6 protein-coding genes are annotated in these 11,689 nt (G+C 63.1%); 1 reads left to right on the top strand and 5 read right to left on the bottom strand.

Annotated features, from left to right (window positions below; genetic code table 11):
- Positions 1-25 precede the first annotated feature (25 nt).
- The 5 genes from hrpB to polA all read right to left on the bottom strand — a co-directional run bounded on the left by hrpB (position 26) and on the right by polA (position 9,696).
- A complete protein-coding gene (gene hrpB, locus KY465_RS17525) occupies positions 26-2,506 on the bottom strand; it encodes an ATP-dependent helicase HrpB (RefSeq protein ID WP_219203412.1) in 2,481 nt (826 codons plus the stop codon).
- Entirely contained in the window at positions 2,503-3,150 is a 648-nt protein-coding gene (locus tag KY465_RS17520) for an ATP-binding cassette domain-containing protein (protein ID WP_219203411.1), read from the bottom strand. The genes hrpB and KY465_RS17520 overlap by 4 nt, the downstream gene beginning before the upstream one ends.
- A 13-nt stretch (positions 3,151-3,163) precedes the next feature.
- Complete coding sequence (locus KY465_RS17515; protein WP_219203410.1) at positions 3,164-4,900, bottom strand: ABC transporter permease; 1,737 nt, start codon at positions 4,898-4,900, stop codon at positions 3,164-3,166.
- Positions 4,901-4,950: 50 nt separating this feature from the next.
- Entirely contained in the window at positions 4,951-6,177 is a 1,227-nt protein-coding gene (locus KY465_RS17510) for an ABC transporter substrate-binding protein (protein WP_219203409.1), read from the bottom strand.
- 594 nt (positions 6,178-6,771) lie between these two features.
- Positions 6,772-9,696 carry a DNA polymerase I gene (gene polA / locus KY465_RS17505; RefSeq protein WP_219203408.1) on the bottom strand — a complete coding sequence of 975 codons (2,925 nt, stop codon included), beginning with the start codon at positions 9,694-9,696 and terminating at the stop codon, positions 6,772-6,774.
- A gap of 466 nt (positions 9,697-10,162) precedes the next feature.
- Between polA and KY465_RS17500 the strand changes: the two genes are divergently transcribed.
- Complete coding sequence (locus tag KY465_RS17500; protein ID WP_219203407.1) at positions 10,163-11,587, top strand: M20/M25/M40 family metallo-hydrolase; 1,425 nt, start codon at positions 10,163-10,165, stop codon at positions 11,585-11,587.
- Positions 11,588-11,689: the final 102 nt, after the last annotated feature.

Here is an 11,689-nt window from a genome sequence, read left to right as displayed (position 1 = left end):
CGCGAGGAAATCGCCAGCCCACCGATCATCGAGTACGCGGCTTGGCGCGCCGGGTCGCCTCGGCGTTTCGCGGGTCCTCCGGCCAGGGATGCTTCGGGTAGCGACCGCGCATTTCGGCGCGAACATCGCTCCAGGAGCCATCCCAGAAACCCGGCAGATCACGTGTCGTCTGGATCGGCCGCTGCGCCGGTGACAACAATTCAAGCAGCAGCGGCACGCGGCCGGCAGCCAGACAGGGATGCCGGCTTTCGCCAAACAGTTCCTGAACCCGAATGGCGATCCTCGGCACCTCGCCGTCATAACGAATGGCAATGCGCGATCCGGTTGGCGCGGTGTAATGGGTTGGCGCCAGCCGGTCGAGCGCGGCGACCCGCTCCGCCCCGAGTATTGACTGCAGCGCGGCAAGCAGCGTCTGTGGTTCGATCTCGCCGAGCGAGGTGCTGTTCGCGAGAAAGGGCACCAGCCACTCTTCCAGCGTTTCGAGCAGGGCCGCGTCACCCAGATCCGGCCAGTCAAATTCAGCCTCGGCACCCGCTCCGGAATTGCGGTGCAGAAAGGCAACGCGCTCACGCAGATGTTGCGCTTGCCTGCTGAAGTTCAGCAGTGCCAGCCCCTCGCGGCGTAACCCGTCCACCAGCGCCTGCTGCGCCCGGACCGGGTCGGGCTTTGCGAGCGGCGTTTCGCTCACCACGATGGCGCCGAGCCGGTGCACCCGGCGGCCCAGCACACGGCCGCTCTCCGCGTCGAAGCGGTACTCCTCGCTTTCAACGCCGGCATTGGCGATCACCGCCTCAAGAGCCGCACCGGACAGTTCCGCTGCGGCCAGAACCCGTGATCGTGCGGCCCGCCCTGTGACGTCGGCCACCACAAGATAGGTTGAACCGGCGAGCCGGTCCTCCGCCGCCACTTCGCAACCCCGGCCGTTGGCCATCAAGAAGCGTCCGCGGCCGCCGCGCTGCCGTGCCACCCGGTCGGGAAAGGCAATGGCCAGATGGCTGGCTGCTGGCACCGCTTCTTCGGGCAGCCGCACATTTCGGCCCGCGATGCGGCGCGCCAGGGAAAGTGCCGCCTTGGCGCGGGGAGAGCGCTCTTGTTTCAGTTGCGCCATGCGTGCGTCGAGATCGATCATCCGTCCGCCAAGCCCCTGCTCTGTCAAAAGCACTGCCAGCATCGCGGCTCCAAACCGATCGCCATGCATGTCGGCGGCAACCACCATTGATGCGAGTCGGGGCGGCAGCGGTAGCGCGCGCATGGCACGCCCCTGTGACGTGATCAGTCCATTCGTATCAATCGCTCCGAGCGCGTGCAGAAGATTGCGCGCTTCGGCCAGCGCAGCAGCGGGCGGCGGATCGAGAAAACGCAGCTCACGCGGATCGAGTACGCCCCAGGCGGCGCAGTCGAGCACCAGGCCGGAAAGATCCGCGCTCTTGATCTGCGGCTCGTTGAACCTCGGCAGCGCCATGGTCTGACCCGGATGCCACAGACGCAGCGCGATGCCCGGCTCCGTGCGTCCGGCGCGCCCGGCGCGTTGTGCCACCGAGGCTTGCGAGGCGCGCCGCGTCACCAGACGGGTAATCCCCGTTTCCGGATCGAGAGCCGGCTGCCGCACGAGGCCCGAATCGATGACGACACGCACGCCATCGATGGTGATCGAGCTTTCCGCCACCGGCGTTGCCAGCACCACCTTGCGATGCCCGGAGCTCGCCGGTCGGATCGCTCGATCCTGGTCGGCACCGCTTAAACCACCGTAAAGCGGCATTATCTGCGTGGTGCTGCCAAGCGTGTCGCCAAGTCGCTCGGCGGTGGCCAGGATTTCACTTTGCCCCGGCAGAAATGCGAGCATCGAACCGTGCTCCTGGCGATGCATCTGCCGGATCGCCTCCGCCATCACGTCCTCGATGCGGCGGCCGGTCGGCCTGTCCTGGTAGCGTATCTCGACGTCGAAGGCGCGGCCCTGGCTTTCGATGATCTGCGCCGTGCCGACGAGGCCCGCTATTCGTTCCACGTCGAGGGTTGCTGACATGACCAGAATGCGCAGATCCGCGCGCAGACCCGACTGAATGTCGAGCGCCAGAGCCAGTCCGAAATCTGCCTCAAGGGCCCGCTCATGAAACTCGTCGAAAAGAACGCAGGAATACCCGGCGAGCTCCGGATCATCGAGCGCCATGCGCGTGAAGACGCCTTCCGTGACGACCTCGATGCGGGTTGCGTCCGACGTGCGCGTGTCGAGCCGCATGCGGTAGCCGACAGTGGCGCCGACCTCCTCCCCCCGCATGGCCGCCATACGGCGCGCTGCGGCGCGCGCCGCCAGCCGGCGCGGCTCGATGAGCAGGATACGGCCTGTGCACCAGGATTCCTCCAAAAGATCGAGCGGCACCAGTGTCGTCTTGCCGGCCCCTGGCGGTGCCGCCAGAACGGCGGCGGTCTCGCCTGCCAGAGCGCTGCGCATATCGGGCAGAGCGGAAGAGATCGGCAAGTCCGCAAATTTGTCCGACAGCCGTGTCACTCGGCCCCCACATTGTGCACCGGACCTCCGGCTGCAACGGCATCGGCTGCATCGTGCGTCACGAGGATCATTGGAAGCCCGGCCGTACGCGCTTCCGCGAAGACCATTTCGCGCACCTGATCGCGCAATGTCGCATCGAGTTTCGAGAACGGCTCATCGAGAAGAAGAAGCCGAGGTTCGGACACCAGCACCCGCTGCAGTGCGACGCGCGCCTTCTGCCCGCCCGACAAGGTTTCGGGATCGCGCTTGCCGAAACCGGCAAGTCCCACGCGTTCGAGCGCCGCCATAGCCATCTGCCGCCGCTGACGCGGCGAGCGCACCGCGCCTGGCACCGCAATGGCAATATTGTCGGCGACGCTGAGATGCGGAAACAACAGGGGGTCCTGAAACAAGATCCCGGCCCGGCGCTCTTCTGCTGGCAGATCCGTCAGAACCACGGCACCGGAACTGACCCGGCCTTGCGCCGAGAACACCGGGTCAAGAAAGCCGCCGATAAAGGCCAGCAGTGTCGACTTGCCGGAGCCGGACGGCCCCATCACGGTCAGCACCGTACCCGGTTCGACCCGTCCGGCCAGGGCAATCAGGCGGCGCCCGTGCAGGCGGATCGATATATCCTCGAGGATGAGTGCGCTGCGGTCAGCCATGTCCCGTCCGATGTCAGACGCGCAAGCCGCGCCGGTTGCGGAATAGCAAGACCGGAAGCGCGATGGCAATTGCAAAAGCCAGGAACGGCAAACCGGACTGCACCAGGCCGTAGACACCCACAACCCGGCGGTTGCCGCCGGAAGACAGCGCGACGGCTTCACTGGTGATCGTGGTCAGGCGCCCCGCACCAATCAGCACTGTCGGCAGATATTGACCGACTGAGACGGCAAAGCCGACGGCAAAAGCGGTCAGGATGGCGCGCGACAGCATCGGCAAACGTATCCGCCACAGGGCGCGCTGCCGGCTCATCCCCAGCCCGGCAGCCAGCGTGTCGAAACGGCGGTCGAATCCGCGCCATGGATCGCTGAGGGACAGGAAGACATAGGGCAGGACGAAAACCAGATGCGCCAGCGTCAGGCCGGCAAATGTCGCGTCGAGCCCGCTGAGGATCGCGACATACTGCATGCCGAACAGAAAGGAGATCTGCGGCACGATAAGCGGCAGATAAAGGATCAGCAGCGCCTTGTTGCTCCGGCTCTCGCGCTGGCTTCCAGCGGTCGAATGCCGGAGATCTCCCTGCCCGTCGCGAAACTCGTTTTCGAGGCAAAGCAGTGTCAGGACCACCGAGATGAGGGCGGCGATGATTGCCACGATCAGGGTCGTCGTCAGCGGCGAACACATCTGCGCCAGCGCCCGCTGCCATCCCGACCATGACAGCGTTTGCGGAAAGGCCTCAGGGAAAGGCCACAGACCGGCCACCGACCATATGCCGAGGACGACGATGCTGGCGAGTACGGTCGCCGCCGCCAGCCCCATGCCCGCCAGACTGAGGCTCCGCACCACACCATCCTTGCGGCAGCGTTGGCCGCGGGCCCGCAAGGCCGTGACCAGAATAGCGCCGACCCGCTCCAGGCCGAACCAGACGAGGATCGCCAGGCCACCGACCGCCAATTGCAAGATCGCACCCGCCGAGGCGAGGTAACGGCGCGTCAGATCCGGATCATTCATCCAGTCTAGAAGGCGCACTGGCAGCGTTGGCGGCAATTGCGGCCCGAGGATCAGCGCCACGTCCACCACCGAAGTTGCATAGGCGAGAACGGCAAGAACGGCGAGACGAATCTGCCGGTAATAGGAAGGCCAGACGAGGAACACGAAGCTGGCCACACGGCCATAGCCGAGCGAGCGTCCAAGGCGCAGAGCCGGCTCGCTTCGGCTTTGTGGCAGCACCGCCAGGCTGATCAGGAAGAGGAAGGGGATCTCCTTGGCAATCAGACCGGCGATCATCGCCAGGCCAAGCGGATCATGCACGATGAGAAAATCCGGCGGCCGCTCGAAGCCGGTCAGCGAGGGGGAGACCAGGCGCAGCAACAGGCCGGAGGGGGCGATCAGGAATGCCAGTCCGAACGCAGCGGCCGCATGCGGCACCGCCAACAGAGGCGCGATCAGCCGCCGTATCACCGCAAAGGCGCGAGTGCCGAAATGGCTTGCAATGAAAATGCCGGTGATAAGCAGAGACGCCAGGGTCGATGCCAGTCCCGTCAGCAGGCTGTGACCGACAGAGCCGGCGAGACCGGGAACTTCGAACAGCGCGCGAAAATGATCAAGGGTCACCGCCTTGCCGCCCAGGCCCGGCAGAAAACCGAATGCTGGCAAGAGCGTGCCGAGAAAACCGCAGATGACCGGTCCGATCAGAAGAAGCACCGTTGCCGCGGGTGCGGCTCGGGTCAGCCAGCCTCCGCGGGCCAGCATGGTCCGCCCTTCCGGTGCACGACGTGCTGTTGTGGCGCTTTGTCGACCGGTCAGTTGCCGACCCCGTAGCGCTTCAGCCAGGCATCCTCGATCCGCTCCATCCAGCTCGGATGCGGCTCGTCGAGGTTCGGACCAAGTTCGTCCGGCCGCAATGTCGCCGCGCCGAGATCCAGCGCCTCAAACCGCGCCCGCATCTCAGTCGGCAATTTCTGCAGCGACAAAACGGTCGGGTCGCCCCAGAAGGCGGGATCTTGCTTGCGCAACTGCGCCTCTGGCGAAAGCAGGAAATTCGCCAGCACCAGGGCACCGGCCTTTGCTGTGGCGTTGTACGGAATGGCGACAAAGTGGGTGTTGCCGAGCGTGCCGCCGGAAAAGCTGAAGGAGCGCACGGTCCTGGCAAGTTCGCCAGCAGCAATTCCCGCGGAGGCTTCCGCCGGATTGAAAGCGAAAACGATATCGAGCTCGCCATCAGCCAGTTTCTGCTTCATGTCCGGATAATTTTTCGGATAGGCGGCGCCCTTGCGCCACAGATAGGGCTGCAGTTCATCGAGATAGGCGAAAAGGGGCGCCTCATCAGCCGTAAAACTGGCTTCGCTCACCGGCTTTTTCAGCTTCTTCGGGTCGTCGATCACCTCATGCAGCACTTGCTTGAGAAAGGAACTGCCGATGAAATCCGGCGGCGCCGGGTAGGAAAAGCGACCGGGATTGCGCTGCGCCCAGGTCAGCAGCTCCAGCGCCGAATCCGGCAATTCCGCGGCATCCGTGCGGGCACTGTCGTAGAAGAACACCAGCTTGGCGCCGCCCCACGGGCTTTCCAGCCCATCGGTCGGGACGGTGAAATCGGTGCGGACGGTCGGCATGTTCTCGACATCGACATACCGCCAATTTGGCAGATGCGTCGCCCAGTCTTCGGACAACAACAGATCCTGCTTCTTCATCGAGGCAAAATTTTCGCCGTTGATCCAGATCAGGTCGACCGAGCCGTTGTCGCTGTTGCCAGCGCTTTTCTCCGCCACGACCTTGGCGACGGCATGTGCGGTGTTGTCGAGCTTTACATGCACAACGGAAACGCCATGCCGGCTTTCGAGCACATTTGCGGCCCAGTCCAGATAGGCATTGATGTTCTGCGAGCCACCCCAGGCATTGAAATAGACCGTCTGGCCCTGCGCCGCGGCGAGAACAGCCGGCCAGTCGCTTGCGTCGGGGTCGGCGGCGCGGACAGCGTTTATGCTGCCGATCATCGCAAGGGCTGCAAGAAATGCACCGAAACGCGTCATGGTTATTTCCCTCTTTTGTTCAAAGAGAAACACCATGCTGCCCGCCGCGCGTCAATCGGCGCCTAGTCAGCCTTTTTCACATTCCGGTGATGCCGGTCGCGTTCGTTTCCTGACGGCAGATCGGCAAGACGCCTGCAGATGATAAAAAGCCGGGGACCAGCGAGGGGCATTGCTGGTCCCCGACCTCTATTGACGGACGGACCCGTCAATCTGAAAGACGTCTGTCCGCCACACGGCACCAGCGACACAAAGTGTCGCCGGCGAGCGGGCTGGAGAAATTGTCAGTGCCGAAGTCAGGATGATATCGCGCATGAAGTCTGGCGCTGCGAACCAGCGGAGAAAGACCACGCGTCGTGTAACGCGCAGCCAGCGACACGGCTGCCATCACCGCTGTGATGCCCCTCTCTACCATGTCATGGCCCCAATGCTCGTCTGCAAATTTCGTATACCATCAAACACGAAAAGCAGGTTAGAGCGATAGCCCAAACAGGTGATTTTGAGCGATTTTTTTCGATTTCTCGGTAGAATCGCTGACAGAAATACCCGGAAAACGCGAGATAGATAAATATAACCCACTAAATATAATGGGATAGTTCAGTGCGCTTCGTCCCAGTTGGATGCAGCGCGCGCTTCGACTTTGAGCGGCACGGCCATGTCGACTGCCGGTAGTGCGGCCTCCTCCATCACCTTCACAATCAGCGGAATTGTATCCTCGGCCTGCCCTTCGGGAGCCTCAAATATCAACTCGTCATGCACCTGCAGCAGCATGCGCGCCTCCAACCTGGCATCGCCGAGCGCTGCATCCATCCGGACCATCGCCCGGCGAATGATGTCGGCGGCGGAACCTTGGATGGGTGCATTGATCGCGGCGCGCTCGTTAAAGGCACGCATTTGCGGATTGGAGGAGCGAATGTCCGGGTAATGCGCACGGCGGCCAAAGATTGTTTCAACATAGCCCAGGTCCCGCGCTTTCGCTTTGGCCGCTTCCATATAGTCGCGAATACCGGGAAAACGCTCGAAATAGGTCTTGATGTAGGCGCTTGCCTCGCTGCGTTCGATGCCAAGCTGGTTGGCCAGGCCAAACGCCGAAATGCCGTAGATGATACCGAAATTGATCGCCTTGGCGCGGCGGCGCACCTCGGGCGGCATGCCTTCCACTGGCACGCCGAACATTTCCGAGGCGGTCATGGCGTGAATATCAATGCCGTCCGCGAAGGCGCCGCTGAGCTGCGGAATATCGGCGACATGGGCGAGCACGCGCAATTCGATCTGACTGTAATCCGCCGAGATCAACGCATGCCCGGGCGCGGCGACGAAGGCGGTGCGGATCTTCCGGCCCTCCGCAGTGCGGATCGGTATATTCTGCAGATTGGGCTCCGAGGACGAGAGCCTGCCGGTCGTCGTCGCCGCCATGGCAAAGCAGGTGTGCACGCGACCGGTTTGCGGATGGATGAAGCCGGGCAGGGCGTCCGTGTAGGTCGATTTCAGCTTGGTCATCTGCCGCCAGTCGACAATTCGGCGCGGCAGCTCGTGGCCGGCTGCCGCCAGATCTTCGAGCACCTGCGCCGAGGTCGACCATTGGCCGGATTTGGTTCTTGATCCGCCGGGAAGTCCCATCCGGCCGAACAGAATTTCGCCAAGCTGCTTTGGCGACCCGACATTGAACCTTTCGCCGGCAAGCGTATGGATCTCATCTTCGAGTCCGGCTGCCTTCTGCGCCAGCTCGCCCGAAAGCCGCGACAGGATCTGCCGGTCAACAGCGATCCCGCGTTCTTCCATCAGCGCCAGAACTTCGACAAGCGGCCGCTCCAGTCGCTCATACACATTCGCGACGCCTTCCGCTGCAAGGCGCGGCTTCAGCACCAGCCACAGCCGCAGCGCGATGTCGGCATCCTCGGCCGCATAGGCCGTGGCGCTGGGCAGGTCCACCTGCGCGAAGGAACGTGCGGTCTTGCCGCTGCCGGTCACGTCTTTATAGGCGATGGGCTTGTGCCCGAGCCAGCGTTCCGAAAGCGTGTCCAGGCCGTGATTGCCCTTGCCGGCATCAAGGGCGTAGGACAACAGCATCGTATCGTCGAAGGACCTCATGGCGATGCCAAGACGGCGCATCACCAGAAGATCGTATTTGACATTCTGACAGACTTTCAGAACGCTTCGATCCTCCAGCAGGGATTTGAGCTCGACCAGCGCCTCGGCAAAATCGATCTGTCCCTCGACGGGCCCGCCTCCCAAGAGATCATCGCTGCCTGACACATGCCGCAAAGGAACATATGCCGCCCGGATCGCCGGTACCGTTCCCGCCTCCGGCGCCTCTTCACAGAATGCGAGCGAGAACCCCACCAGGTCCGCCTGCATCGGGTCGAGCGACGTGGTTTCGGTGTCGAAGGCCACCAATCCGCGCTCCCGCGCAGCTGCGCACCAGGCGCGCAGACTGTCGAGATCAAGAAGCGTGGCGTAGGTGCTTCTGTCAATCGTCAGCCCGGCCACCTGATCGGCGCGCTGCCGTGCCACGCGCGACGGGGTCGCCTCAGCCTCGCTCTGCATTGTCCCGGACGGGTCGAGATCGGGCCCGTGTGCTGCCTCGGGCGCGTCGACTTCGATCGTCGCAGCTTCCACGACCGCGGCTTCCGTATCGGTCGCCTCCGCAACACGCCGCGTCAGCGACGTGAACTCCATGGCCTTCAGGAAGGAGATCAGTTTTGGACCGTCGAGCGGGTTCAGCACCAGAGCATCAAGCGGTTCTTCGAGCGGGACATCGTCGCGCAGCCGCACCAGTTCGCGTGAGATGCGCGCCTTGTCCGCATGTTCGATGAGATTTTCACGGCGCTTCTTCTGCGGGATCTCTTCAGCCCGGGACAGCAGCGTTTCAAGATCACCGAATTCCGCGAGCAGCGCTGCAGCCGTCTTTGGTCCGATACCCGGGACGCCGGGAACATTGTCCACCGAATCGCCGGTCAGGGCCTGCAGGTCGATCATCTTTTCCGGCGGAACGCCCCATTTCTCGACGACTTCGGCAACGCCGATCTGCCGGTCCTTCATGCTGTCATACATGAAGACCTGTTCGCCGACCAATTGCATCAGGTCCTTGTCGGACGAGATGATCGTCGCATCGCCGCCGGCTTCCCGCGCCAGCCGTGCATAGGTGGCAATGATGTCATCGGCCTCGTAGCCTTCGGTCTCGATGCAGGGGAGGTCGAAGGCACGGGTCGCATCGCGAATGATCGAGAACTGCGGCACGAGATCTTCGGGCGGGGCCACGCGGTTGGCCTTGTATTCCTGATAGAGCTCGTTGCGAAATGTCTTCGAGGAATAGTCGAAAATGACCGCGAAATGCGTCGGCGTGACGCCCACAGACGTATCGCGCGCCGACGACAACAGCTTCCACAGCATGTTGCAAAAGCCGGATACCGCACCGACCGGCAACCCATCGGATTTGCGCGTCAGCGGCGGCAAGGCGTGATAGGCGCGGAAGATGTAGCCCGAGCCATCGACGAGGAACAGATGATCACCCTTTTTCATGCCAGAGGCTTAGCGCGCCCTTTTGCGAAGGTCCATCCGCTTTTCCGAAAGACGGCTTGAGAAACCGCTGCGCTTTTTTCCCGGGCATCGATGCCAGAACCGGACAATCACGCGGACGTTACCAAGTTGTAATGAATATCCGCCGCCTGCGTCCTTGAATTGCCACAATGTCTAACCCAATTCCTCACTATCGGCAGTGATTGCCGGGTCCGGATCGCGGCATGTCCCCCGCCGCACCGGACGATCCCCGCGGACAAGGATTTGCCCCCCGCCTATTAGTCCTTGTCCGAGAAATGCCGCCACAGCCCGTCCCCTCCGGCTGTGGCGGTTTTCGTTTGCGGGCCGGCCGACGGGCGGTCCTTTGCGGCAGGCGGCCCTTCCCGGATTGCCGTTTGCGCCAGCGTCGCTTATGTCTCGGGCACAGCTTGCAGATCGAGCGCCATCATACCCGGAGGTTCATCCCATCATGACCGAAACGACCCCCAATCCCGCCGGGAACCTCGGCGATGTCGCGCCTGTCCTTGCTCTGGTCGACGAGGAGATCGAACAAAGTCTTGCGCGCCTGTTCGAACTGCTGCGCATTCCGTCCATTTCAACCGATCCAGCTTTCAAGCAGGAGTGCCGCCAGGCCGGCGCCTGGCTGGTTGAACAGCTGACCTTCCTGGGTTTCGAGGCCAGCCTGCGCGATACGCCGGGACATCCGATGGTCGTCGGACACAATCATGAAGCCGGACCTGACGCGCCGCACGTCCTGTTTTACGGTCATTATGACGTGCAACCGGTCGACCCGCTCGAAGAATGGACGACCCCGCCCTTCGAGCCGGAGCTGGCCGAAGCGCCGGATGGCAGCCGCATCATCACCGGCCGGGGTGCTGCTGATGACAAGGGGCAGCTGATGACCTTCGTCGAGGCGTGCCGGGCCTATCGCACCGCCGGGCGGAAATTGCCGTGCCGGGTGACGATCCTGTTCGAGGGCGAAGAGGAATCCGGTTCTCCCTCGCTGATCCCTTTCCTCACGGCCAACGCCGAAGAGCTGAAAGCCGACTGCGCCCTGGTCTGTGACACCAATATGTGGGATGCCCAGACCCCGGCAATCTCCACCGGATTGCGCGGCCTGGTCGGCGAGGAAATCACCATTACGGCGGCTGACCGGGATCTGCATTCGGGCTATTTCGGTGGCGCTGCCGCCAATCCGATTCACATCCTGTCCAGAATTCTTGCTGATTTGCACGATGAGACCGGGCGGGTCACGCTTGACGGTTTCTATGACGGCGTCAAGGACACGCCGGCGGAAGTTCTTGAGATGTGGGATGCGCTGGGCCGCACCGCAGAAGGTTTTCTCGGCGATGTGGGTCTCGCCAATCCGGCAGGCGAAAAGGATCGCTCGGTGCTCGAACTGGTCTGGGCGCGGCCGACCGCCGAGGTGAACGGCATCCAGGGCGGCTACACCGGCGAGGGCTTCAAGACCGTCATCGCTGCCAAGGCCTCGGCAAAAGTGTCCTTCCGGCTGGTTGGCGAGCAGGATCCCGATTCGATCCGCGCCGCGTTCCGCTCGCATGTCGAACGGCGGGTCCCTGCAGATTGCAGCGTGCACTTTTCCCCGCACGGCGGATCACGGGCCATTCAGCTGCCCTATGATTCGCCGATGCTTGGCACCGCCCGCGCCGCCCTGTCGGAGGAGTGGCCGCAACCGGCCGTGATGATCGGCATGGGCGGTTCGATCCCTGTCGTTGGCGATTTTCAGTCGCTGCTTGGCATGGAGTCGCTGCTGATTGGGTTCGGACTGGCTGACGACCGCATCCATTCCCCGAACGAGAAATACAGCCTGACATCTTTTCACCGCGGAATCCGCTCCTGGGTGCGCATCATCGCCGCCCTTGCCGCGCGGTAGCTCGGCCGCAGCCTGCCGGCACGCGCAGCGCGCACAGGGCAAAGATCTCCTTAACCGTGCCTTAAAGTGGGACCATTAGGATCGACAGTGATTCCAGCAATC

Origin of the sequence: Neohoeflea coraliihabitans (genome assembly GCF_019334345.1) — a bacterium.
GTDB classification, from domain to species: Bacteria; Pseudomonadota; Alphaproteobacteria; order Rhizobiales; family Rhizobiaceae; genus Pseudohoeflea; species Pseudohoeflea coraliihabitans.
This window is presented reverse-complemented; position numbering and strand designations above follow the sequence as displayed.

What these genes read in the sequence shown, in the direction of transcription:
- KY465_RS17510 (WP_219203409.1), bottom strand. Translation starts at nt 6,177, where the DNA reads ATGACGCGTTTCGGTGCATTTCTTGCAGCCCTTGCGATGATCGGCAGC.
- polA (WP_219203408.1), bottom strand. Translation starts at nt 9,696, where the DNA reads ATGAAAAAGGGTGATCATCTGTTCCTCGTCGATGGCTCGGGCTACATC.
- KY465_RS17515 (WP_219203410.1), bottom strand. Translation starts at nt 4,900, where the DNA reads ATGCTGGCCCGCGGAGGCTGGCTGACCCGAGCCGCACCCGCGGCAACG.
- KY465_RS17500 (WP_219203407.1), top strand. Translation starts at nt 10,163, where the DNA reads ATGACCGAAACGACCCCCAATCCCGCCGGGAACCTCGGCGATGTCGCG.
- KY465_RS17520 (WP_219203411.1), bottom strand. Translation starts at nt 3,150, where the DNA reads ATGGCTGACCGCAGCGCACTCATCCTCGAGGATATATCGATCCGCCTG.